The 22,352-nt window shown below is 72.0% G+C and carries 21 protein-coding genes and 2 pseudogenes; 9 read left to right on the forward strand and 14 right to left on the reverse strand.

Annotation, left to right across the window (positions count from 1 at the left end; genetic code table 11):
- Nucleotides 1-2: 2 nt before the first annotated feature.
- From OG349_RS28665 to OG349_RS28675, 3 genes are read right to left on the reverse strand one after another with little or no spacing between them, the layout of a single operon-like run.
- Entirely contained in the window at nucleotides 3-668 is a 666-nt protein-coding gene (locus tag OG349_RS28665; RefSeq protein WP_327237328.1) for a DUF6875 domain-containing protein, read from the reverse strand.
- On the reverse strand, nucleotides 665-1,285 hold the full coding sequence (locus OG349_RS28670) for a hypothetical protein (RefSeq protein WP_327237329.1): 621 nt from the start codon (nucleotides 1,283-1,285) through the stop codon (nucleotides 665-667). Before OG349_RS28670 ends, OG349_RS28665 begins: the two co-directional genes overlap by 4 nt.
- A 35-nt stretch (nucleotides 1,286-1,320) precedes the next feature.
- Entirely contained in the window at nucleotides 1,321-2,748 is a 1,428-nt protein-coding gene (locus OG349_RS28675; RefSeq protein ID WP_327237330.1) for a pyridoxal phosphate-dependent decarboxylase family protein, read from the reverse strand.
- 238 nt (nucleotides 2,749-2,986) lie between these two features.
- On the opposite strand from OG349_RS28675, the gene OG349_RS28680 reads away from it, so the two are divergent.
- Entirely contained in the window at nucleotides 2,987-3,427 is a 441-nt protein-coding gene (locus OG349_RS28680) for a VOC family protein (RefSeq protein ID WP_327237331.1), read from the forward strand.
- On the opposite strand, the gene OG349_RS28685 is transcribed toward OG349_RS28680, so the two are convergent.
- Nucleotides 3,424-3,885 carry a MaoC family dehydratase gene (locus OG349_RS28685; RefSeq protein WP_327237332.1) on the reverse strand — a complete coding sequence of 154 codons (462 nt, stop codon included), beginning with the start codon at nucleotides 3,883-3,885 and terminating at the stop codon, nucleotides 3,424-3,426. The two genes, OG349_RS28680 and OG349_RS28685, sit on opposite strands and share 4 nt — an antisense overlap.
- Nucleotides 3,886-4,064: 179 nt before the next feature.
- Here OG349_RS28685 and soxR point away from each other — a divergent pair, with 179 nt between their 5' ends.
- Nucleotides 4,065-4,574: a redox-sensitive transcriptional activator SoxR gene (gene soxR, locus OG349_RS28690; protein ID WP_327237333.1), complete on the forward strand. Its 510-nt coding sequence runs from the start codon at nucleotides 4,065-4,067 to the stop codon at nucleotides 4,572-4,574.
- A 10-nt stretch (nucleotides 4,575-4,584) separates the two neighbouring features.
- On the opposite strand, the pseudogene OG349_RS28695 reads toward soxR, so the two are convergent.
- Both OG349_RS28695 and OG349_RS28700 read right to left on the reverse strand, forming a co-directional pair.
- A pseudogene (locus tag OG349_RS28695) lies at nucleotides 4,585-5,388 on the reverse strand (RNA ligase (ATP)); the annotation flags it as partial.
- A gap of 143 nt (nucleotides 5,389-5,531) precedes the next feature.
- A complete protein-coding gene (locus OG349_RS28700; RefSeq protein ID WP_327237334.1) occupies nucleotides 5,532-6,143 on the reverse strand; it encodes a hypothetical protein in 612 nt (203 codons plus the stop codon).
- Nucleotides 6,144-6,385: 242 nt separating this feature from the next.
- Between OG349_RS28700 and OG349_RS28705 the strand changes: the two genes are divergently transcribed.
- From OG349_RS28705 to OG349_RS28715, 3 genes are all read left to right on the forward strand, one after another.
- The gene (locus OG349_RS28705; RefSeq protein ID WP_327237335.1) at nucleotides 6,386-9,268 is read left to right on the forward strand and encodes a penicillin acylase family protein; all 2,883 of its coding nucleotides are present in this window, start codon (nucleotides 6,386-6,388) and stop codon (nucleotides 9,266-9,268) included.
- A gap of 224 nt (nucleotides 9,269-9,492) precedes the next feature.
- On the forward strand, nucleotides 9,493-10,257 hold the full coding sequence (locus tag OG349_RS28710; protein ID WP_327237336.1) for an SDR family oxidoreductase: 765 nt from the start codon (nucleotides 9,493-9,495) through the stop codon (nucleotides 10,255-10,257).
- Nucleotides 10,258-10,438: 181 nt separating this feature from the next.
- Nucleotides 10,439-11,032: a TetR/AcrR family transcriptional regulator gene (locus OG349_RS28715; RefSeq protein ID WP_327237337.1), complete on the forward strand. Its 594-nt coding sequence runs from the start codon at nucleotides 10,439-10,441 to the stop codon at nucleotides 11,030-11,032.
- 574 nt (nucleotides 11,033-11,606) lie between these two features.
- Here OG349_RS28715 and OG349_RS28720 read toward each other — a convergent pair.
- Together OG349_RS28720 and OG349_RS28725 are read right to left on the reverse strand one after the other, a co-directional pair.
- A complete protein-coding gene (locus OG349_RS28720; protein ID WP_327237338.1) occupies nucleotides 11,607-12,821 on the reverse strand; it encodes an acyl-CoA dehydrogenase family protein in 1,215 nt (404 codons plus the stop codon).
- Nucleotides 12,822-12,829: 8 nt separating this feature from the next.
- Nucleotides 12,830-13,849 carry a phosphotransferase family protein gene (locus OG349_RS28725; RefSeq protein WP_327237339.1) on the reverse strand — a complete coding sequence of 340 codons (1,020 nt, stop codon included), beginning with the start codon at nucleotides 13,847-13,849 and terminating at the stop codon, nucleotides 12,830-12,832.
- 191 nt (nucleotides 13,850-14,040) lie between these two features.
- On the opposite strand from OG349_RS28725, the gene OG349_RS28730 reads away from it, so the two are divergent.
- Entirely contained in the window at nucleotides 14,041-15,330 is a 1,290-nt protein-coding gene (locus OG349_RS28730; protein WP_327237340.1) for a glucarate dehydratase family protein, read from the forward strand.
- A gap of 30 nt (nucleotides 15,331-15,360) precedes the next feature.
- Here the strand turns inward: OG349_RS28730 and OG349_RS28735 are convergent.
- Nucleotides 15,361-16,273 (reverse strand): annotated as a pseudogene (locus OG349_RS28735) (MBL fold metallo-hydrolase).
- Nucleotides 16,274-16,381: 108 nt separating this feature from the next.
- Nucleotides 16,382-16,723, reverse strand: coding sequence for a winged helix-turn-helix transcriptional regulator (locus OG349_RS28740; RefSeq protein ID WP_327237341.1), 342 nt, complete (start codon nucleotides 16,721-16,723; stop codon nucleotides 16,382-16,384).
- 109 nt (nucleotides 16,724-16,832) lie between these two features.
- Here OG349_RS28740 and OG349_RS28745 point away from each other — a divergent pair, with 109 nt between their 5' ends.
- Nucleotides 16,833-17,501 carry an NADPH-dependent F420 reductase gene (locus OG349_RS28745; protein WP_327237342.1) on the forward strand — a complete coding sequence of 223 codons (669 nt, stop codon included), beginning with the start codon at nucleotides 16,833-16,835 and terminating at the stop codon, nucleotides 17,499-17,501.
- A gap of 25 nt (nucleotides 17,502-17,526) precedes the next feature.
- Here OG349_RS28745 and OG349_RS28750 read toward each other — a convergent pair whose 3' ends face one another.
- Genes OG349_RS28750 through OG349_RS28760 form a run of 3 tightly spaced genes read right to left on the reverse strand, consistent with a single transcriptional unit; the run spans nucleotide 17,527 to nucleotide 18,821 of the window.
- Entirely contained in the window at nucleotides 17,527-17,850 is a 324-nt protein-coding gene (locus OG349_RS28750; RefSeq protein WP_327237343.1) for a DUF202 domain-containing protein, read from the reverse strand.
- Nucleotides 17,850-18,242 (reverse strand): YidH family protein, encoded by a 393-nt coding sequence (locus tag OG349_RS28755; protein WP_327237344.1) that lies wholly within the window; start codon nucleotides 18,240-18,242, stop codon nucleotides 17,850-17,852. Before OG349_RS28755 ends, OG349_RS28750 begins: the two co-directional genes overlap by 1 nt.
- Nucleotides 18,243-18,302: 60 nt before the next feature.
- The gene (locus tag OG349_RS28760) at nucleotides 18,303-18,821 is read right to left on the reverse strand and encodes an NUDIX domain-containing protein (RefSeq protein WP_327237345.1); all 519 of its coding nucleotides are present in this window, start codon (nucleotides 18,819-18,821) and stop codon (nucleotides 18,303-18,305) included.
- A gap of 138 nt (nucleotides 18,822-18,959) precedes the next feature.
- On the opposite strand from OG349_RS28760, the gene OG349_RS28765 reads away from it, so the two are divergent.
- Entirely contained in the window at nucleotides 18,960-20,615 is a 1,656-nt protein-coding gene (locus OG349_RS28765) for an FAD-binding dehydrogenase (RefSeq protein WP_327237346.1), read from the forward strand.
- 115 nt (nucleotides 20,616-20,730) lie between these two features.
- On the opposite strand, the gene OG349_RS28770 is transcribed toward OG349_RS28765, so the two are convergent.
- Nucleotides 20,731-21,153 carry an ASCH domain-containing protein gene (locus OG349_RS28770; RefSeq protein WP_327237347.1) on the reverse strand — a complete coding sequence of 141 codons (423 nt, stop codon included), beginning with the start codon at nucleotides 21,151-21,153 and terminating at the stop codon, nucleotides 20,731-20,733.
- 232 nt (nucleotides 21,154-21,385) lie between these two features.
- Between OG349_RS28770 and OG349_RS28775 the strand changes: the two genes are divergently transcribed.
- Nucleotides 21,386-22,345 carry a hypothetical protein gene (locus tag OG349_RS28775; RefSeq protein WP_327237348.1) on the forward strand — a complete coding sequence of 320 codons (960 nt, stop codon included), beginning with the start codon at nucleotides 21,386-21,388 and terminating at the stop codon, nucleotides 22,343-22,345.
- Nucleotides 22,346-22,352 lie beyond the last annotated feature (7 nt).

Raw genomic sequence — 22,352 nt, forward strand, 5'->3', positions numbered from 1 at the left:
GATCAGGGCACCAGGCGGCTGACCAACTGGCCGCGCACGCGGGCCGGCAGGTCAGGTGCGAAGCGCTTCAGATAGTGGTCGAGGTGTGTGTCGTCGGTCAGCAGGAACGGCAGGTCGAAGAGGAGGAGCTTCCGTACCGCCAGCAGCGGCACGGGCGCCCGGAGCGGGCGGAAGGCGGTGTTCCAGAGCCCCGGCTCGTCGCACACCGGATGGAACTGCCCGATCATCAGGCCGTCGGCCACGAACTCGTCCTTGGCCTTGCGCTGGAGTTCGTCCAGCTCGGCCGAGTCGGAGCGGTCGAAGCGCGGTAACACCAGCAGCAGGGTGAGCAGTTCGCGGCTGTCGTCGTCCAGGTCCGCCGAGATCCGCTCGTGCCACGCGCGTAGAGAGCCGACAGCTTCGGACAGGTCTCCGTCCTGCCCGTCGGCCGGCACCGCCAGATGGAACAGCCCTTTGCGCAGCGACGGCTGGGTGTACGGGCACACCGGGCCGCCCCGGCCCAGCTCGGGATGGCCGGAGACCAGGAAGTCCCCGCTCCAGTCGAGGACTTCGCGCAGGTGCCGCAGGTGCCTGGCCGGCACCTCGCCCCGCGCCACCTCGGCCGCCGACCACACCTGGATGCGCCCGTCGCCGCTCACCGGCGGTCTCGTCACCTGGTTGCCGCTCACCGGGGGTCCCGCCACATCGGTCGCAGCGACGGGCCGCCGTCCGGGAGCACGATGTCCTCGCCCAGCCGGCGGAAGCCCGCCGCCCGGCACGAGGCCTCGCCGCCCGGTGAACTCGTCTCGGCGTACGTCCCGTACCCGCCCCGGTCGGCGCGTGCGAGCAACTCCGTCAGCAGTACGGAGAGCAGCCCCCGCCGCCGGTGCGAGCCGCGTACGGCGGCGAACGACGCGTAGTAGTGGTCGGGTTCGGCCGGGTGGCGTGCGGCCTGGAGGCGGACGATGGTCCCCAGCGCCGTCGCGTGCTCGCCCAGGGCGGCGCCGAACCGCTCGGTGAGTTCGTCCTCCCGCCCGTCCACCTCCCGCGAGGCGCCCGGAGGCAGGAACAGGACGACGGCGTTGCCGCAGGGCGAGACGGACACCCCGTCGTAGTCGTGCGAGATCTCGACGAAGACCTTGAAGAAGCCGGGCAGCAGTTCGGCCCGGCGCGCGTCGTCCGCGACGATCCAGCGGGTCAGCGGATCGTCGTGGAAGGCCTCGGCCATCAGTGCGGCCAGAGCGTCCGTATCGGACCTGGCGGGACGGCGCAGGACACCGCGCGGCGGACGTTCGATCGTGGACAACGGATTCCCTCCGGAAGGCGTTGCGGGGGCCGGGACTACCGCGCGCGGCCGCTGACGGCGAGCTGCTCCACCCGGGCGTGCAGGTGGTCGAGGTAGTGCTCGGCCTCCGGCTTGATCAGGACACTGCGCATCACCCGTGCCGTTCCGGCGTCGCGGACGATCCGCGGATGCCGGCGGACGAACGCCTCGGCGTCCGTCCGCAGCACGCTCAGGAAGACCGGCTCCTCGGGAGCGGTCATGCCGTCTCGCAGGAGACGGGCGGACGCTGCGTCCACGGCGGACAGCGTGGCCGGCCGGGTCGCGGGAAAGTACGTGACGATGTCGAGGTCGGGCCGCTGGTAGAGCTCCAGGGCCGGCGAGTCCTCGATCAGGTCCGCCCACCGCAGGGCCGCGCGGCGGTCGGCCGCGAGGATCGCCCCGAATCCGTCGGGGGTCAGCGGGAGCAGCTGGAGCGTCAGCCACAGGCCGGCCGCCGCGGCGCCCGCCCGCGAGCACTCCAGGCTGATCTCGCCCAGGTGCAGTTCGGCCTCGGTGAAGTAGGTGTACGACGAGTCGTGCGCGAAGTGCCGGCCGGCCCTCGGGTCGGCGAACAGGACCGCGCCGCATCCGTACGGCTGGAGACCGTGCTTGTGCGGGTCGACCACCACCGAGTCGCACGCGGAGATCGCCTGCCACGGCCGGGGGTCGATGCCACCGGGCCAGGAGCCGGTCCCGCCGGGCGGGGTGCCGGTCCCGCCGGGACCGCCGGCCGCGTCCGACCGCCCGAGCAGGGCGTAGAAACCGCCGTACGCCGCGTCCACATGCACCCGCGCCCCGTACCGCCGGGCCAGCGGGAGGACCTCGTGGACGGGGTCGACCGCGCCCAGGCCGGTGGTGCCGGTCGTCACCACGACGGTGCCGACCCGGCCCGTGCGCAACAACGTCTCCAGTGCGTCGAGGTCGATCCGGCCGTGCGCGTCGACCCCGACCTGATGACCCTCCACGCCCAGCACGCGGCACATCCGCTCGTGGGTGTAGTGGCACTCCGAGCTGTACGCGACCCCCCGGTCCGGGTGCAGCAGGCGCGCCACGTAGAGCGCTTCGAGGTTCGCGATCGTCCCACTGGTCGTCAGATGTCCCACGTGCGCGGGCAGTCCGAACATCCCGGCCAGCGCGGCGACACACTCGCGCTCCATCTCCGTGGTGGCCGGGCCGCCCTCGGCCGCGTGGTTGTTGGGGTTGAAGAGCATCGCCGTGAGGTAGCCGACCACGGCCGCCGGGTGGGGCGGCTTCACCATCTGGCCCGCGTAACGGGGGTGGAAGAACGGGTAGTTGTCGTCCATCCGCTTGGCGAAGCGCCCGAACGCCTCACCGAAGGCGACATCGTCCACCTGAGGGGCGGCATGCGGTTCGAACGGCCCGAACTGCTCGCCGAACCGCTCGGCCACCTCCACCGCGCGCGGCAACCAGTAGCGCAGATCCACGGTCAGCTCTCCCCCGCATACGACTCGGACGTACGACCCGCCGCACGGCCGCGCCGTACGCACGAGTACGTATACGCACACGCCCGCAAGCACGGCGCAATGTCGGGGCCGACGCCCCTTCGCGGACACGGCCCTAGGGTGGGCTGCGGATGTCGAGAACGCGCCACCGGCTCCGTCCCAGGGACGTCAGAGGCCGGCACCGGCCGCACGGGGAACACAGAAGCAAGGAGAGACCAGCATGGCGATTCAGCGGATGGACAACGTCGGCATCGTCGTCGAGGACATGGACGCCGCCCTCGCGTTCTTCCTGGAGCTCGGTATGGAGCTGGAGGGAACGGCGCAGGTCGAGGGCCTCTTCGCCGACCAGTGCACGGGACTCGACGGCGTGCGCTGTGACATCGCGATGGTCCGGACCCCGGACGGCCACGGCCGGCTGGAGCTGGCGAAGTACCGCAGCCCGGTGGCGACCGGCGGAGGGCCGCGCGACCGGCCGCACAACATCCTGGGCACGCACCGCGTGATGTTCGCCGTCGACGACATCGAGGACACCGTCGCCCGCCTGCGCCCTCACGGCGCCGAGCCGCTGGGCGGGATCGCCCGGTACGAGGACAGCAATCTGCTCTGCTACGTCCGGGGCCCGGAGGGCATCATCGTCGGACTGGCCCAGGAACTGTCCTAGAAGTAGTAGCGCGACACCGACTCCGCGACACAGACCGGCTTCGTGCCGCTCTCGCGCTCGACGGTGACGAGGGCGGTCAGCTGTACGCCGCCGCCCGCCTCCTCGACGCTCTGGAGCACGGCCGAGGCGCGCAGCCGCGAGCCGACCGGCACGGGAGCGGGGAACCTGACCTTGTTGGTGCCGTAGTTGACGCCCATGGTCACGTTCTCGACGGCGATGATCTGCGGGACGAACACCGGGAGCAGCGACAGCGTCAGATAGCCGTGCGCGATCGTCGTGCCGAAGGGGCCGGCCGCCGCGCGCTCCGGGTCCACGTGGATCCACTGGTGGTCGCCGGTGGCGTCGGCGAAGAGGTCGATCCGCTTCTGGTCGATCTCCAGCCAGTCGCTGTGGCCCAGCTGCTCGCCGACCCCGGCGCGCAGCTCCTCGGCGGAGGTGAAGATCCTCGGCTCAGCCATGTCCCTGTGCCTGCCTCTCGAAGTGTCCGGCTCTCGGCGTGTCCCGGCTCAGTGTCCCGGGCCCCGTGTCCCGTCGCGCGCCCCGTGGTGTCTAAGCGCTTGCTCAGCATGGGCGGCCGGAAGTGCTCCTGTCAACGCGACTCAACGCGACCACACACGCGGACAGTAGGCTCCGAGGGGTGCCGCAGATTCCGGAGAAGATCCATGAACTCACCGTCGGTCAGCTGTCCGCGCGCAGTGGCGCCGCCGTGTCGGCCCTGCACTTCTACGAGGCCAAAGGGCTGATCAGCAGCCGCAGGACCAGTGGCAACCAGCGCCGCTACAGCAGGGACGCCCTGCGCCGCGTGGCGTTCGTCCGGGCCGCCCAGCGGGTCGGCATCCCGCTGGCCACGATCAGGGACGCCTTGTCGGAGCTGCCGGAGGAGCGCACCCCCAACCGCGAGGACTGGGCGCGTCTCTCGGAGACCTGGCGCTCCGAGCTGGACCGGCGCATCCAGCAGCTCGGCCGGCTCCGGGACCATCTGACGGACTGCATCGGCTGCGGCTGTCTCTCGCTGGAGACCTGCGTGCTCTCCAACCCGGACGACGTCTTCGGCGACCGCCTCACCGGCTCCCGCCTCCTGCCGGGCCGCCTCCCGCCACCCGCGGGCGAGGACGGCCCCCCACCCCGACAGGACGACAGGCCCTAGTGCGGGTCACTCGTAACTCCGTATCACCCTTGCGGGTCAGGTAGGCCGGGCTGACGGCCTTCGCGATCGCCCGGCCGCGGTCACCGGGCTGAACCGCTCGGTCACCGGACGGATCACCACACCCTCCCGCAGGTGCAGGGCGCGCCCGGAGACCGTCTCGCGCCCCGACGCCGCCTCCAGCACCTTCTCGATCGTGTACGGCCCCTCGTACAGCGTGGGTACGAGGGGCAGTTCACCGGTCAGCAGCTCGGCCGGCGACAGCCACACGACCTGCCCCGCCGATCTCCGCCGAGACGTCGAACACCGCGTACCCCAGCGTCGTACCGCGCCCGTCCGCGCCGTACGGCAGGTCCTGCACACCCGCTCCGTACACCTCGCCGAAGACGCCGATCCGGCTCGCGCCCAGCTTCTCGGCGAGCCGGGCGGCGACCGCCGGGACGCCGTGGGCCCGTATCGCGCGCCAGTACAGATTGCGCGGGTCCTCCTTGAGCGCGTCCGCGACCGCCGCCGCCAGGTCGACGTCCGCCAGCGTGCGCGGGCGGCACACGATCCCCTGCGACAGCTCGCCGCGCAGCCGCACCGCCTTCACCCGGTCCGCGGCGCGTCCCGCCGGCCGGCCGGTGAGGCCCAGCTCCTCGATCAGCGCGGGGGGCAGCACGGCCTGCTCCGGGATGTAGAACGCGATGTCACCGGTGCGGTACGCGCCCTTGGCGACCACCGCGCGGTACAGGCCCACCTGGGCCAGCTCCAGCGCGTCCGCGTTCGGATGCGCGTGGATGATCAGCGTCTCGGCGGTGACACGCGGCGTCGACATGGCGCTTCCCCCTCGTGCGTACGGCAGTGACCGGTTCCGCCGCCCACTGTGCGGGCGCGGGCCACCACCGGGCCACCGAACAAGCGCGCCCGGCACCGCGCTCCGGTACCGGGCACCTCACCCATGCCTCGGGCGCGCGGGGGTCACGCCGCCGAGGCCAGTTCCTTGAGCCGGGCCTTCTTGGCGCGGGCCAGGGCCTCGGTCGTGAGAACGGGCTGCGGCACGACGATGCCACAGCCCCGGCAGACCGGTCCCGACCACGGCTCGTTGGAGAGATCGGGCTGCCAGACGATGCCGCGCTCCGCGCAGACCGGGCAGGCCGTTCCCGGGCCCGACTCCAGTCCGGCGATCAGCCGGCGCAGCACCTCGGCGAGCGACTGCGACGGGTGGACCGCCGGGTTGTCGCACCGGGCCACACCGTTGCCGCCCCAGGTCCGCCGGTGCCAGTCGTCGAAGCTCCCGGGCCGCCGCAGCCCGTCGTGCTTCTCCCGCTTGCGCCGCTCCGCGAATTCTTCCTCGTACGCGAGCCACACGTCCCGCGCCTCTTCCAGTTCGTCCAGCGCGGCCACCAGCCGCGCCGGGTCCGGCGCCCGGTCCTCGGGACCGATACCGTGCCGCGCGCACAGATGGTCCCAGGTCGCCCGGTGACCGTAAGGGGCGAATCGTTCCAGGCACTTGCGCAGTGAATACCGTCGCAAGGCCAGATCGCACCCCGGGTCACGCACCTGTCTCGCAAGACTCCGGAATTTGGCCATGCATGCCACCTCCGTCGCTGATACCTCGGCGTTGAGGAATGGACGTACGCCTGCCCCGTTCGGATCCATCAAAAAACAACTGGCTGGAACGAAACTCCCATAACGCCTTCTATCGAGCAATGTTCGAGGCGGATTCACAGAAAACTCTCACCCGCGGCCGGGAAAAGGTGACTGGTGTTCATCTTACTGATCGGTCCTACCGGCAGTAACGTCCGGCGCATCGGCCTCTCCGAGGAGCCCTCATGCGACGACGCACCGGAAGACTCACGAGCGCCACCACAGCCCGAACGGCCACCAGGACCCTCCCCAGCAGGACCCTCTCCACGACCGCCCTCGCCGCCGCCGCGGTGTTCGCGCTCGGCGCCGCCCTGCTCTCCCCACCGTCCCGGGCCGCCGCGGCCGACCCCGACTCCCGGCCCGTCGCCGTCCCTGTGGCGGACCACTGCGCGAGCCAGTGCGACGACATCTTGCCGCCCGGCGAGAACGGCAACGCGACCCTCGCCGAGATCCTCGGCAACATCCTGTTCGGCACCCACCCCGCGCACAGCTCCGACCAGCTGGCCCGGTACGACGCGCTGGTCGCCGGCCGCAACACCCTCACCGACTCCACCCTCACCACGTTCTTCAACGACGCCTCCTTCGGCGTCCCGGCCAACCAGGTCGAGTCCGTCACCACCCCGCGCCCGGACGTCACGATCACCCGCGACAAGCAGACCGGCGTGCCCCACATCAAGGGCACCACCCGTTACGGCACCGAGTTCGGCGCCGGATTCGCGGCGGGCCAGGACCGGCTCTGGATGATGGACCTATTCCGCCACATCGGGCGGGGCGAGCTGACGTCCTTCGCCGGCGGCGCGCTCGCCAACCAGGGGCTGGAGCAGCAGTTCTGGCCCTCGGCCCCGTACACGGAAGCCGACCTCCAGTCCCAGGTCGACCGCATCAGGACCACCGAGGGCGAGCGCGGCGAGCTGGCCATGGCCGACGCGCAGGCGTACGTCGACGGCATCAACGCCTACCGCCAGAAGGCCAAGGACGGCCGCTACTTCCCCGGTGAGTACGTCCTCACCGGAAAGATCGACTCGATCACCAACGTCGGCGAGATCCAGCCCTTCAAGATCACCGACCTGATCTCCATCGCGTCGGTCGTCGGCGGCCAGTTCGGCGGCGGAGGCGGCGGCGAGGTCCAGGCCGCGCTCTCCCTCCTCGCCTCCCAGCAGAAGTACGGCGTGGCAGAAGGCACCGAGATCTGGGAGTCCTTCCGCCAGCGCGACGACCCCGAGGCCGTCCTCACCGTCCACGAGGGCGAGAGCTTCCCGTACGCGCGGAAACCCGCGCAGCCGCGCGGCACGGCCCTGCCCGACCGCGGCTCCGTCCAGACCGAACCGCTCGTGTACGACAGGACCGGCTCGGCCGTCACCCGCGCCAAGGCCCCGGTGAGCGCCCCGAAGAAGCTCAGGCCCGCGCAGGGCATCTTCGACGACGGGGTCGTGCCACCCGGCTCGCTCGACCCGAAACGCGGGATGTCCAACGCCCTCCTGGTGTCCGGCGCGCACACCGCGAGCGGCAATCCCGTCGCCGTGTTCGGCCCGCAAACCGGCTACTTCGCGCCACAGCTCATGATGCTCCAGGAGCTCCAGGGCCCCGGCATCAGCGCGCGCGGAGTCGCCTTCGCCGGGGTCGGGATGTACGTGCAGATGGGCCGCGGCCAGGACTACGCGTGGAGCGCCACCTCGGCGGCCCAGGACATCACCGACACGTACGCGATCGAGCTGTGCGAGCCCGACGGCTCCCCGGCCACCAAGGCCTCCACCCACTACCTCTACCGCTCCGTCTGCACCCCGATGGAGAAGATGGAGCGCACCAACTCCTGGAAGCCGTCCGTGGCCGACTCGACGGCCGCGGGCTCGTACCGGCTCCAGGTCTGGCGTACGAAGTACGGCCTGGTCACCCACCGTGCCACGATCGGCGGCAAGCCCGTCGCGTACACCTCGCTGCGCACCACCTACCGCCACGAGGCCGACTCGATCATCGGCTTCCAGATGCTCAACGACCCCGAGCGGACGACGGACGCCGCGTCCTTCCAGGAGGCCGCGCAGCGCATCGGCTACGCCTTCAACTGGTTCTACGCGGACTCCCGCACCGCCGCCTTCTACAACAGCGGCCTGAACCCGGTCCGCGCGGCCGGCGTCGACGCCGCGCTGCCCGTCAGGGCCGAGCCCGCGTACGAATGGCAGGACTACGACCCCGGATTCAACACGGCCGCGTACACCCCGCCGGCCGAGCATCCGCGGTCGACCGGGCAGGACTACTACATCTCGTGGAACAACCGGCAGGCCAGGGACTACAACACCGCCGCCTTCGGCTTCGGCGCCGTCCACCGGGGCGACCTGCTCGACGGCCGGGTGAAGAAGCTGGTCGCGACCGGGGGCGTCACCCGCGCCTCGCTCACCCGGGCGATGGCCGACGCCGCGCTGACCGACCTGCGCGGGGAACAGGTGCTGCCGGAACTGCTCAAGGTGATCAGGTCCGCCGCCGTCACCGATCCCCAGCTGAACACCGCCGTGCAGCAGCTCGACGCGTGGCGGGCCGCCGGGTCCGAGCGCCGGGAGACCTCGCAGGGATCGCACACGTACACCCATGCCGCCGCCGTGCGGATCATGGACGCGTGGTGGCCCCGGCTGGTCGAGGCGGAGTTCAGGCCGGGCCTGGGCAACGAGCTGTACGGCGCGTTCACCGCCTCGCTCCCCATCGACGAGTCACCGGCCGCCTCCCACGGCCCGACGGGCGCGCACGGGGGATCCGCCTTCCAGTACGGCTGGTGGGGATACGTCGACAAGGACCTGAGGCAGGTCCTCGGCGACCCGGTGCAGGCTCCCTCGCCCCGTACGTACTGCGGCAACGGAACGCTGAGCACCTGCCGCGACACGCTGCTGACCACCCTCAAGGCGGCCGTGGCGGTGCCCGCCGCCCAGGTCTACCCGGGGGACGACAGCTGCGGCGCGGGTGACCAGTGGTGCTCGGACGCGATCATCCACCGGGCGCTGGGCGGGATCACCCATCCCACGATCAGCTGGCAGAACAGGCCGACGTACCAGCAGGTGGTGGAGTTTCCGTCGCATCGCTGAGTACGGCTGAGAGCAGCACGGGAACGTGCCGGCCGGGCGCCGCACCACAAGCCTGTCCGGCACGTGTCTGTCCGGGCCGTCCCCTGCCGGCCGCCGCCCACGCTTCACCTCTTCCCCCGCACATACCGACTGGTTAGTCTGCTGGGGTCGACAGAGAGGTCGGCACCGCCCCACGGCAGGATGGCCGGAAAACCCGGAAGGCAGGTCCCATGAGTTCGGTGCCCATGAGGTCGGTACAGGGTGCGCGCGTGGTGGTCACGGGAGCCGGCGGGGGAATCGGCGCCGCCCTCGCCCGCAGGTTCGCCGCCGAAGGGGCGAAGGTCGTCGTCAACGACCTCGACGCGGACAAGGCCACCGCCGTCGCCGACGACATAGGCGCCCTCGCCGTCCCCGGTGACGCCTCCCTGATCGTGGAGGCCGCCCGCGAGGCCCTCGGCGGGACCGTCGACATCTACTGCGCCAACGCCGGCCTCGGCTCGGCCGGCGACGGACTCGCCGGGGACGACGTGTGGGCGGACGCCTGGGACGTCAACGTCATGGCGCACGTCCGGGCGGCCCGCGCGCTGCTGCCCGACTGGCTGGAACGCGGCAGCGGCACGTTCGTCTCGACCGTCTCGGCCGCCGGACTGCTCACCATGATCGGCGCGGCGCCGTACAGCGCCACCAAACACGCGGCGCTGGCCTACGCGGAATGGCTCTCCCTGACCTACCGGCACCGCGGCCTCAAGGTCCACGCCATCTGCCCGCAGGGTGTTCGTACGGACATGCTCACCGCCGCCGGGAGCGCCGGCGAACTGGTGCTCGCCCCCGGCGCGGTCGAGCCGGAGGCGGTCGCCGACGCCCTGTTCACGGCCATGGCCAATGACCGCTTCCTGGTCCTCCCGCACCCCGAGGTCGCCCGCTACTCCCAGGCGCGCGCCGGCGACCCCGACCGCTGGCTGGCCGGGATGAACCGCGTCCAGCGCGCCTGGGAAGAGGGGGCGGAATGACAGCGTCCGGCTACGCGGCGAAGCCAAGAAGGACATGATCAACGCGTCGGGCTTCAAGGTCCGGCCGCGCGAGGTCGAGATCCTGGAGGGGCTGCCCAAGACGGCGAGTGGGAAGATCCTCAGGCGGGAATTGCGTTCTCCTTCAGGTGTGCGGTACGGAACGAGAGGCAGGTAGCGGCTCATGGCCAGGACCACGGACGGGGGCGGGACCCCCGTACCCCAGCGGCTGCTGGCCGCCGCCACCCGGCTCTTCGCGGAGCAGGGGTACGACCGCACGTCGGTCCAGGAGATCGTGGAGGGGGCGGGCGTCACCAAGGGCGCGCTCTACCACTACTTCGGCTCCAAGGAAGACCTCCTCCAGGAGGTCTACGCCCGCGTCCTCCGCCTCCAGCAGGAACGCCTGGACGCCTTCGCGGACGCGGACGAGCCGGTGGAGCGGCGTCTCCGGGCAGCGGCGGCCGATGTCGTCGTGACGACGATCGAGAACCTGGACGACGCCGCGATCTTCTTCCGCTCGATGCATCACCTGAGCCCGGAGAAGAACAAGGCGGTGCGGGTGGAGCGCCGCCGCTACCACGAGCGCTTCCGCGCGCTGGTGGAGGAGGGGCAGCGGAGCGGGGTCTTCTCCGGGGCCACCCCCGCGGATCTGGTGGTGGACTACCACTTCGGCTCGGTCCACCACCTGTCCACGTGGTACCGCCCGGACGGGCCCCTCACCCCGCACGAGGTCGCGGCCCACTTGGCGGACCTACTGCTCAGGGCGCTTCGGCCGTAGGCCGCGTTTGCCCGGTTTTTGGTTGCGCTTACTGCTTGTCCTCAATCGCCGGACGGGCTTGGGTGTGTCGTGGTGACGGGGGGTGGGGCCTGCGGAGGTGCGTATGTCCGGACTGCATGTTTTACGGCGCCTCAGGAGCCCCGGACATTCACGGTAGCCATGCGCCACAAAACACGCTTTACGTCCGGACACACGCACCTCCTCCGACCCCACCCCCCTCACGCCGACAGGAGACGCAACGACCCCCCGCCTGGGGTGGGCCGGGTAGTGATGCGGGCCGGGAAGGGGGACGGGCAGGGGTCGTGTCCGGAACGTAGAGCGTGTTTTGTGTCGCGTGACTACCGTGAATGTCCGGAGTTCCCGAACGCGACGTAAAACATGCAGTGCAGGACACGACCCCTGCCCGGCCCCCGGCAACAACCCGCACCCAAACAACCGGCCCGCAGCGGGCACAACCAAGCCCGTCCGGCGATTGAGGACAATCAGTAACCCGCACTCGCCCGCACCGGGCAGAGGCACGAACAAGCCCGTCCGGCGATTGAGGACAAAAGCACGGCCGCCAGGCCGGGCACCGTCACGCGTACCGCGACAGCTCCCGCCGAGACAGCGACCGCTGATGCACCTCGTCCGGCCCGTCCGCCAGCCGCAACGTCCGCGCCCCCGCCCAAAGCTCCGCCAGCGGAAAGTCCTGGCTCACCCCACCCGCCCCGTGCAGCTGCACCGCCCGGTCCAGGATGTCGACCACCGCCCGCGGCGTCGCGATCTTGATCGCCTGGATCTCCGTGTGCGCCCCGCGATTGCCCACCGTGTCCATCAGCCACGCCGTCTTGAGCACCAGCAGCCGCAGCTGCTCGACCGTCACCCGGGCGTCCGCGATCCAGTTCCGCACCACCCCCTGCTCGGCGAGCGGACGCCCGAAGGCGGTACGGGACACCGCGCGCCGGCACATCAGCTCGATCGCCCGCTCCGCCATGCCGATCAGCCGCATGCAGTGGTGGATCCGGCCTGGCCCGAGCCTGGCCTGCGCGATCGCGAACCCGCCGCCCTCCTCGCCGACCAGGTACGACGCGGGCACGCGTACGTGGTCGAAGACGACCTCCGCATGGCCGCCGTGCGCGTGGTCCTCGTACCCGTACACCCGCATCGCCCGCCGCACCTCGACCCCGGGCGTGTCGCGCGGGACGAGGATCATCGACTGCTGGCGGCGGACGTCCGCGCCGTCCGGGGCGGTCTTGCCCATCACGATGAAGACCGCGCAGTCCGGGTTCATCGCCCCGGAGATGTACCACTTGCGGCCCGTGACGACGTAGTCGTCCCCGTCCCGCTCGATACTGGTCCGTACGTTCGTCGCGTCCGAGGAGGCGACCTCGGGCTCCGTCATCGCGAACGCGGAGCGGATCTCGCCCGCCAGCAGCGGCTCCAGCCACTGCTTCTTCTGCCGCTCCGAACCGAACTGCGCGAGCACCTCCATGTTCCCGGTGTCGGGCGCCGCGCAGTTCAGCGCGGTCGGCGCCAGGTCCGGTGAGCGCCCGGTGATCTCCGCGAGCGGCGCGTACTGGAGGTTGGTGAGCCCCGCGCCGTGCTCCGCGTCCGGCAGGAAGAGGTTCCACAGCCCCTGCCGGCGCGCCTCCGCCTTCAGCTCGCCCACCACCGCCGGCGTGTCCCAGGGGCTCGCCAGCCGTTCCCGCTGCTCCCGCGCGACATCCTCGGCCGGATAGACGTACGCGTCCATGAAAGCGAGCAGCCGCTCGCGCAGCTCTTCCGTACGGGTGTCGAATGCGAAGTCCATGGGGGTACTCAGCCTTCCTGGAGGGTGGTGAGGCCGTGCTGGATGAAGACGGGGACGAGCGTGCCGATCCGGTCGAAGCCGGGTCCGACGGTCTGTCCGAGGGTGTAGCGGTAGTGGATGCCCTCCAGGATCACGGCGAGCTTGAACCACGCGAACGCCGTGTACCAGGCGAGGGCGCCGGTGTCGCGGCCGGAGCGGGCGGCGTACCGCTCGACCAGTTCGGCCGGCTCCGGGTGCCCGGCCGCGCCCGCCGTCGTGCTGATGGGCGAGCCGGTCACCTCCAGGCGCGCGCTGTACATCACCAGCAGGCCCAGGTCCGTCAGCGGATCGCCGAGCGTGGACATCTCCCAGTCGAGGACGGCGTTGATCCGGTCGCCCTCGCCGATCAGGACGTTGTCGAGCCGGAAGTCGCCGTGGATCACGGTGGGTTCGGGGGAGTGGGGCAGCGCGCGGCCGAGGGCGGCCTGGAGTTCGTCGATGCCGGCCAGCTCCCGGTCCCGGGAGGCCGCCAACTGCTTGCCCCAGCGGCGCAGTTGCCGGTCGAGGAAGCCCTCGGGGCGCCCGAAGTCCCCCAGGCCGACGGCCTCGGGGTCGACGGCGTGCAGGTCGACCAGGGTGTCCACCAGGGAGAGGACCGCCGCGCGGGTGCGCGCGGGGCCGAGCGGGGCGAGCTGTTCGGCCGTACGGTACGGCGTGCCCGCCACGTGCTCCATGACGTAGAAGGGGGCGCCGAGGACGGATTCGTCCGCGCAGTACAGCAGCGGTTCCGGGACGGGCACGTTTGTCGGGTGCAGCGCGCTGATCACGCGGTACTCCCGCTTCATGTCGTGCGCGGTGGCCAGGACATGGCCGAGCGGGGGCCTGCGGACCACCCAGCTGCCCGTCCCGTCCGTGACGGTGTAGGTGAGATTGGACCGGCCGCCCTCGATCAGCCGTGCGTCGAGAGGTCCGCTCACCAGCCCCGGTCGCGCGCGGTCCAGGTGGGCGCGCAGCTTCTCCGGGTCGAGTCCTGGCGGGACTGGGCTCATCGTGCCTACCTCCGTGGCTCTCGACGGCGGTCGTACCGTCGTGAGCCCCATGATGCCGACCAGTCGGTATGCCGTCCACCACGAGGCGCGGGCAAGGCGGGCGGAGAGGTCCCGGGAAAGACGGGCGGAGAGACGGACACCACCGCTCCCGCCTCTAGCTCCACGGTCGCTCCTCTGAATAGAGTTCATGTATGAATACCGCGCTGCTCATCGACGAGGTCCGGCTCACCCCCATCCTCATCGCCGACCCACCGCTGCTGAACACGCAGGGCGTCCACCAGCCCTACACCCCCCGGCTCATCGTGGAGGTCGTCACGCGCGGCGGCGTCACGGGAATCGGCGAGACGTACGGCGACGGCAAGTACCTGGAGCTGGCGGAGCCGCTGGCGCGGGCCCTCCCGGGCCGTTCGGTCAGCGATGTGAACGGGCTCTTCGCCCTGGCCGACGCGGTGTGCGGCGACCCGGACACCACGGACGCGCGGGTGGATGCGGGCGGGCTGCGCGGGGTGCAGACCGCCGACAAGCTCCGCCTCTCCGTCGTCTCCGGCTTCGAGGTCGCCTGTCTGGACGCCCTGGGCAAGAGGCTGGGCCTGCCCGTGCACGCGCTGCTCGGCGGCAAGGTACGCGACTCCGTCGAGTACAGCGCGTACCTCTTCTACCGCTGGGCGGAGCACCCCGGCGGCGGCGCCGAGGACGACTGGGACGCGGCCCTCGACCCGGCCGGTGTGGTCGCCCAGGCACGGCGCTTCGCCCGCGACCACGGCTTCTCGTCGTTCAAGCTCAAGGGCGGCGTGTTCGAGCCCGAGCAGGAGATCGCGGCCGTCCGGGCGCTCGCGGAGGCGTTCCCCGGGCAGCCCCTGCGGCTCGACCCCAACGGCGCCTGGTCCGTACCGACTTCGCTGTACGTCGCCGAGCGGCTGGCGGACGTCCTCGAATACCTGGAGGACCCGGCGAGCGGCACGGACCTGATGGCCCAGGTGTCGGCGGGCACGTCCGTGCCGCTGGCCACCAACATGTGCGTCACGACCGTCCCCGAGATCGCCGGGGCCTTCGCCTCGGACGCCGTGCAGGTCGTGCTCTCCGACCACCACTACTGGGGCGGACTGCACCGGACGCGCGAACTCGCCGCCGTCTGCCGCACGTTCGGCGTGGGCCTGTCGATGCACTCCAACACCCACCTCGGGATCAGCCTGGCCGCGATGACCCACGTCGCCGCCACCGTCCCGAACCTCGACTACGCCTGCGACAGCCACTACCCCTGGCAGACCGAGGACGTCATCACCGCCCGGCACACCTTCCGGGACGGCCGGCTCGACGTCTCCGACGCGCCGGGCCTCGGCGTGGAGCTGGACCGAGAGAAGCTCGCTGTCCTGCACCGGCGGTGGCTGGACGACGACGGCAGGATGCGGGAGCGGGACGACGCGGCGGCGATGCGCGAGGCGGACCCGGGGTGGAAGACCCCCTCGATCCCGCGCTGGTGAGCCGTCCCGCTGAAGGCATCTGATGCCTCATCAGGCGTGACATGCCACCGGGACACCGCCGTTCAGCGCCCTCATGTCGGCGAACAGGGCGGCGGCGTCCAGCGGTGAGCCCTCCGGCAATCCGTTCAACTCGGCATAGGCGCGGTGCAGGTTGGCCACCAGCCGCTCGCTCTCCCGCAGCCGGGCGAACTCCCCGGGCCCCGTCCGCCGCGCCGCCTCCAACGGCGTGTGCCCCCGGGCACGGCCCTCGGCGGCGACCTCGGTGACGTACCGCAGATAGCGCTCCGTCGTGTCGTACACGGAGGGGTCGGTGACGGGCCCGTGCCCGGGGACGACGACCGACGCGTCCAGGGAGCGCAGCAGCTCCAGCGCCCGCAGGGAGCCGCTCAGCGAACCCGTCGACACGAACGGCGTGATGCCGTGGAAGACCAGGTCGCCGGTGAACACGATGCCCCGGTCCGGCAGGTGCACGAACGAGTCGCCCAGGGTGTGCGCTGCCCCGGGATGCACGATCCGCACCTCGACGCCGCCCACCCGCACGGTCAGCCGGTCGTGGTACGTGAGCGTCGGCGCGGTGATCCGGATGTCCCCGAAATCGTGGTGCGGCCACACCCGGTGGAGCTGCCGGCCCGCCGCCAACTGGTCCCTGCGGCAGGCGTCGTGGCCGACCACCACCGCCTCCGGCGCGAACACCCCGTTGCCGTAGGTGTGATCCCCGTGGTGGTGCGTGTTGACGACGGTACGGGGGAGCGGCACCCCGGCCGTCATCATCGCCCCCCCGCAGCGCCACGGCTCTGCGCCGGGTGGCGGCCGTGTCCACGAGCAGGGTCGCGCCCCCGTCGCTGACGAACCCGGCGTTGTTCAGGCACCAGCCGCCGTCCGGCTGGATGTAGGCGTACACCTCGGGTGCGATTCTGACGAGGTACGGATCCGTGGCAGGCATGGGGAATCCCCTGGTCGAGGCGGTGCTGTCCGCGCCGAGACTGCCAGCCGCCACCGCGCCCGGGATACCGCCGCACGGGCCCCCGGGAATCCGGCGCGGTCTCTGCCCTCAGTCGTCCCAGCCCTGCGCCGCGACAAACGCGTCCCCGTACTCCGCCGACCAGCGCCCCAGCGCTCCGATCGGCTCCAGCAGGCTCCTGCCGAGCGGGGTCAGCGCGTACTCGACACGCGGCGGGGACCGTACGTACGCGATGCGCTCGACCAGCGCGTACCCCTCCAGCCGGCGCAGCGTCTCGACCAGGACCTTGGTGCTGATCCCGCCGATCTCCGTACGCAACTCCCCGGGCCGGCGCGGCCCTTCGGCCAGCGCGAGGAGCACGACGGGGTTCCAGGTGTTCCCCAGCAGGTCGAAAGCGAGCCTCGCCCGGCAGTCCGCGAGCAGCCTGTCCACAGGTCCTCCGTACCTCCGTACCAGCCCGGCCGGGCACCGAACGGTCACCGGCGCCCTGCCTAACGTCTGTACCGGCACGTTACGGGAACGGCGGAAGGACATCGGAGCCATGCGTATCGGAATCATCGGCACGGGCGCCATGGCACGGGCGCTGGGCACCCACTGGGCCCGCGCCGGGCACGAGGTGCTGATCGGCGGCCGCTCGGCGGCCCGCGCGGACGGCCTCGCCCGCCGCCTCGGCGGCCGGCCGGGCACCCCGGCCGAGGCCGCGCTCTTCGGCGACGCGACCCTGCTCGCCGTGCCCCACGAGGCGGTCGCGACCGTCCTGGACGAGGCGGGGGCGGGGGAGGGCGCGCTGCGGGACCGTGTCCTGATCGACTGCACCAACGCCGTCGGCCCCGGCTTCACCCTCACCACCGGTACGGGTCCCGGCGCGGCCCGCCGTATCGCCGCCGCGACCGGGGCGCGGGTCGTCAAGGCCTTCAACCACTGCCCGGACCACGTCTGGAGCCTGACCCCGCCGGCCTTTCCCGACGGTCCGTGTGCCGATGGCGGCCCGCTCGCCGAGCCCCTCGTGGTGCCGCTGTGCGGGGACGACGAAGCGGCCCTCGCCGTCGTCCACACCCTGGTCAGGGACGTCGGCTGCACCCCGCTCACCGTCGGCCCGCTGCTCCGCGCCGACCAGCTGGAGGCCACGACGGCGTTCCTCATCTCGCTCTGGAAGACCGGCCAGGACCCCCGCCGCATGCTGCCGCCGCTCGCGGCGGTCACGCGATGACGGCCGGTCACGCGATGACGGCCGGTCACGCCATGACAGCCACCGCGAGCCCCGCCAGCAGCAGCGTGCAGGCCGCCGCCGCGACCGCCACCGCCCGCGACAGCGGCCGGGGTTCCGCCGTGGTAAGCGCGATCAGCCGGCGGTGTGTGAGCGCCACGAAGCCCAGCCACACCACGACGGTCAGGGAGATGCCGACCACCCCCGTCGTCGTACCACCGTGGTGGACCGCCTGCCGTGCCGCCAGCACCGCGACCACCGTGCAGGCCAGCGTCGTACGCCGCCAGGCCAGCCCCGTCCGCTCCGGCTGGAGCCCCGGATCCCTGGCCCGGTCCTGATCCCCGGCCGACATCAACGGCCCCCGCCCAGCGCGACCACCACCACCATCACCACCGCGACCACCGCGACCACCAGACTCAGCACGGCCGGGAAGCGCGAGACGGGGAGCGCCTGCCCGCGCCGCATCGCCCGCTCGCAGCGCACCCAGTGGTCGACCGCCTGGAGCGCGCACAGCGCCCCGGCCGCCAGCAGCGCCACCGCCAGCCCGACCCGGACCCCCCACCGCAGGTCCGGCAGGAACTGGTCCACCGCGAACCCGCCGCCGACCAGCGCCAGCGCGGTACGGAGCCAGGCCAGGAACGTACGCTCGTTGGCCAGCGTGAAGCGGTAGTCGGGCGTCTCGCCCTCTTCGCCGAGGCGCTGGGGCGCGAACCACAGCCGCAGGCTCCGCACGAAGTCGATCACAGTCCGCACCCTACGTGCCCTCTGTGTCCGACGCCCGACGTGCCCCAGGCCCGACGTGCCCTACGCGCGGCGGGCGCGGAGCCGCTCGTACGCCGCGAGCCCGTCCGGCGCCCACTCCCACCCACCGGGCGGCAGCCGCCGCTCCAGCTCCTCCTCCGGGAGGAACGCGTGCCACGCCACCTCCTCGGCCTGCGGCCGCACCGGCAGCACGCAGCGCACCTCGTACACGTACGACCACCAGCTCTGGCCGCTGTCGGCGGACTCGTACAGGAACGGGAACAGCGGCTCGGGACGCGGCAGCCCCGACACCCCCAGCTCCTCCTCCGCCTCCCGCAGCGCCGCCTCGTCATAGGTCTCGCCCGCGCCGAGGACCCCGCCCACGAACATGTCGTACAGCGAGGGGAAGATCAGTTTCCCGGCGGTCCTGCGGTGCACGAAAACCCGGTCCTCCGCGTCCCGCGCGAGGACGAACACACACCGGTGGCGCAGCCTCTTCGCGTACACCTCACCGCGCGGGGCCTGCCCCACCACACGGTCGTTCTCGTCCACGACGTCCAGGATCTCGTCCGCTGCTCCCATGCCCCCATCCAAGCAGCCCCTCGGCCGGCCCCGCCGATCAATGCGCCTGAGACGGTTGACTCGTTACTCGCGCGTACGGAAGATCGGACCATTCGCTCACCACCCGCACCGTGACGGATCCGCGAAGGATGGAAGCCCATGGCGTACGACGCTGATGTGATCGTGATCGGGGCGGGACTGGCCGGCCTGGTCGCCACCGCCGAACTCGTCGACGCGGGCCGCTCCGTCCTCGTACTGGACCAGGAGCCCGAGCAGTCGCTCGGCGGTCAGGCCCACTGGTCCTTCGGCGGGCTGTTCTTCGTCAACTCGCCCGAGCAGCGCCGCCTGCGGGTCAGGGACAGCCGGGAGCTGGCGCTCCAGGACTGGCTGGACACGGCGGGCTTCGACCGTACGGAGGACCACTGGCCGCGCAAGTGGGCCGAGGCGTACGTCGACTTCGCGGCGGGCGAGAAGAGAGCGTGGCTGCACCGGCAGGGGATGCGGTTCTTCCCCGTCGCGTCCTGGGCGGAGCGCGGCGGGTACGGCGCGGCGGGGCTCGGCAACTCCGTGCCGCGCTTCCACGTCACCTGGGGGACCGGCCCCGGAGTGGTCGAGCCGTTCGCGCGGCGGGTGCGCGAGGGCGTCGACCGGGGGCTGGTGGAGTTCAGGTTCCGGCACCGGGTGACCGGGCTCGGCAACACGGCGGGTGTCGTGGACACCGTGACCGGGGAGGTCCTGGCGCCGAGCGACGTCGCGCGCGGGGAGGCGAGCACCCGCAGGATCACCGGAGCCTTCGAGCTCAAGGCACAGGCCGTGATCATCACGTCGGGCGGCATCGGCGGCAACCCCGACCTGGTCCGCGCGCAGTGGCCCGAGCGGCTCGGCCGCCCGCCGCGCACCATGCTCTCCGGCGTGCCCGCGCACGTGGACGGCCTGATGCTCGGCATCGCGGAGTCGGCGGGCGCCCACCACATCAACCGCGACCGGATGTGGCACTACACAGAGGGCATAGAGAACTGGAACCCGGTCTGGGCCCGGCACGGCATCCGGATCCTCCCGGGACCGTCCTCACTCTGGCTGGACGCCCGGGGGCGCCGCCTGCCGGGGCCGCTGTTCCCCGGCTTCGACACGCTCGGGACGCTGGAACACATCATGAGGACCGGCTACGAGTACACCTGGTTCGTCCTCGACCAGCGCATCATCGGCAAGGAGTTCGCCCTCTCGGGCTCCGAGCAGAACCCGGACCTCACCGGCAAGTCGGTCCGGGACGTCATCGGCCGGGCGCGCGCCGACGTGCCGGGTCCGGTGAAGGCGTTCATGGACAAGGGCGCCGACTTCGTGGTGGAGAAGGACCTGCCGGCGCTCGTGCGCGGGATGAACGCGCTCACCGAGGAGCCGCTGATCGACGAGGCGGAGCTGCGCGGGGAGATCGTCGCGCGGGACCGGGCGACGGTGAACCCGTTCGGGAAGGACGCGCAGGTGACGGCGGTCCGGGGCGCGCGCAGGTACCTGGGCGACAAGCTGATCCGTACGGTCGCGCCGCATCCTCTGCTCGACCCGGCGGCGGGGCCGCTGATAGCCGTACGGCTGCGCATCCTGACCCGTAAGTCCCTCGGCGGGCTGGAGACCGACCTGTCGTCCCGCGTCCTGACCGAGGGCGGCGACCCGCTGCCCGGGGTGTACGCGGCGGGCGAGGCGGCGGGCTTCGGCGGCGGCGGGATGCACGGCTACCGCTCACTGGAGGGGACGTTCCTGGGCGGCTGCATCTTCTCGGGCCGCGCGGCCGGCCGGGCGGCGGCGAAGGCGGTGGGCTGAGGGGCGAGGCTGTGGGCCGACGGACGAAGGCTGTGTGCTGACGGGAGTTCACCGGGGCTGACGGGCGTTCACCGGCAGGGAACGAAGGCCCCCGGCCTGAGAGGAAGGCCCCCGGTCACAGCCGCTCCACCACCCGGAAGCTCTCCACCACCAGCAACGTCCCGTCGTGGACGGTGAATTCCGGGTCGCCCAGCGCCTCGCGCATCTCCTCGCCGTGCCAGAACCGCTCGTGGTCCGCCCGCCAGGCCGCCACCGAGGTGTGCCCCTCGCCCTCGTCCACGGCCAGCCGGAGGTCGACCGCGCCGAGCGGCAGCACCCGTACCCCTGTCAGCTCGACCACCGCCACCTCGCGGCCCGCCGAGTCGATCAGGGCCGATCGCTCACCGACCGGGGGCAGTTCCTCGCGCTCCGCCTCGTACTCGGCGAGCAGCCCCGTCGTCGAGACCTTCCGCCCTTCGAGCACGGCCGCCACCAGCCGGTCACGCACCGGACCGGGGAAGGCGAGCAGTAAAGGCGCCAGCGGTTCTCGGTTCTCCATGAGAGCCACCCTAGGGTGCGCCGGACGGTCCCCCCGCCTGGCCGAAAAGCGTCCCATCTGGGCTTATACGGACGGAGACGGTCCGCGCCCTTTGCCCGGAAGGCGCAACCGCGCCCGCGGCAGGGCAATATGACTGTGCCTTACATCGAGATACCGCTTGACGGGAGGCCATACCTACCGATTTGCTGTGCCCGGTCCTTTCTCGTCCACGCGCCCTGGAGGAATTCCGCGGATGTCCCCGCCTCCGCCACCCCTCGGCCGTGCCCGAAGACGTAGCCCACGTTCCGGCCAATCCTTCGACCCCGCACTGGACGACACCGAACTCGCCTCCGTACGCGACCAGTTGGCCCAGGGGCGGTGGTCCGAGACCCGCTCCCTCCTCGCCCGTACCGGCGACGACTGGGACCGCAGAGGCCACCGGATCGTCGTCCTCGCCCAGGCCTCCGGCGCCGCCGCCTGGACCCGCGACTGGCTCCTCGCCGAACCCGAGAGCCCCGACGCGGCCACCCTCCTCGCCTGCGCGACCGTCTTCGCCGCCCTGCGCGGCAAGGAACCCGAACACCGCGCCGTGGACGCCTGCCGTGACGCCGTCCGGCGCGCCCCCGCCGACCCCACCCCCTGGCTCGGCCTGCTGCTCCTCGCCCGCACGCTCGGCACGGAGGAGGAGACCTCGCAGCTCTTCGAGGAGGTGCGGACCCGCCACCCCGACCACCACCACGCCCACCACCTGATGGCGGCCCGCCTCGCGGAACGCCGCCCCGACGCCGGCCAGGACCCCCTCCACGAGGTGTACGACTTCGCCGCCTGGGCGGCCGAACAGGCCCCCGCGGACTCGCCGCTCGCCGTCCTGCCCGTCGTCGCGCACGCCGAGCGCTACCGCGTCCTCGCCGCCGCCCGCGTGGAGCCCGCCGACCCGGCCGCCTCCGCCCACTGGACGGGCCGCCGGGCCCGCCAGGGGCTCAAGGGCGCCTTCGACTGGTGGCTGGAGTGGGAAAGCGAGGACCACCCGCGCAACCGCGTCGACCTCAACTTCCTCGCCCACGCCCAGTGGTACGACGGACGGGTCGCCGAGGCCGCCGCGCTCTTCCACCGCATCGGCCCGCACATCACCCCAGCTCCCTGGTCCTACCCGGACCGGGACCCGCACCACGCCTTCCTCGCCGCGCGCAACGCCGCGCTCGGCTCCGTCTGAACGACGC

Origin of the sequence: Streptomyces sp. NBC_01317 (assembly GCF_035961655.1) — a bacterium.
Taxonomy (GTDB): Bacteria; Actinomycetota; Actinomycetes; order Streptomycetales; family Streptomycetaceae; genus Streptomyces.

Coding starts and splice junctions, on each gene's coding strand:
- OG349_RS28765 (WP_327237346.1), top strand. CDS start 18,960: ATGGCGTACGACGCTGATGTGATCGTGATCGGGGCGGGACTGGCCGGC.
- OG349_RS28725 (WP_327237339.1), bottom strand. CDS start 13,849: ATGAGCCCAGTCCCGCCAGGACTCGACCCGGAGAAGCTGCGCGCCCAC.
- OG349_RS28750 (WP_327237343.1), bottom strand. CDS start 17,850: ATGTCGGCCGGGGATCAGGACCGGGCCAGGGATCCGGGGCTCCAGCCG.
- OG349_RS28715 (WP_327237337.1), top strand. CDS start 10,439: ATGGCCAGGACCACGGACGGGGGCGGGACCCCCGTACCCCAGCGGCTG.
- OG349_RS28720 (WP_327237338.1), bottom strand. CDS start 12,821: ATGGACTTCGCATTCGACACCCGTACGGAAGAGCTGCGCGAGCGGCTG.
- OG349_RS28745 (WP_327237342.1), top strand. CDS start 16,833: ATGCGTATCGGAATCATCGGCACGGGCGCCATGGCACGGGCGCTGGGC.
- OG349_RS28700 (WP_327237334.1), bottom strand. CDS start 6,143: ATGGCCAAATTCCGGAGTCTTGCGAGACAGGTGCGTGACCCGGGGTGC.
- OG349_RS28760 (WP_327237345.1), bottom strand. CDS start 18,821: ATGGGAGCAGCGGACGAGATCCTGGACGTCGTGGACGAGAACGACCGT.
- OG349_RS28770 (WP_327237347.1), bottom strand. CDS start 21,153: ATGGAGAACCGAGAACCGCTGGCGCCTTTACTGCTCGCCTTCCCCGGT.
- OG349_RS28685 (WP_327237332.1), bottom strand. CDS start 3,885: ATGGCTGAGCCGAGGATCTTCACCTCCGCCGAGGAGCTGCGCGCCGGG.
- OG349_RS28710 (WP_327237336.1), top strand. CDS start 9,493: ATGAGGTCGGTACAGGGTGCGCGCGTGGTGGTCACGGGAGCCGGCGGG.
- OG349_RS28730 (WP_327237340.1), top strand. CDS start 14,041: ATGAATACCGCGCTGCTCATCGACGAGGTCCGGCTCACCCCCATCCTC.
- OG349_RS28680 (WP_327237331.1), top strand. CDS start 2,987: ATGGCGATTCAGCGGATGGACAACGTCGGCATCGTCGTCGAGGACATG.
- OG349_RS28775 (WP_327237348.1), top strand. CDS start 21,386: ATGTCCCCGCCTCCGCCACCCCTCGGCCGTGCCCGAAGACGTAGCCCA.
- OG349_RS28705 (WP_327237335.1), top strand. CDS start 6,386: ATGCGACGACGCACCGGAAGACTCACGAGCGCCACCACAGCCCGAACG.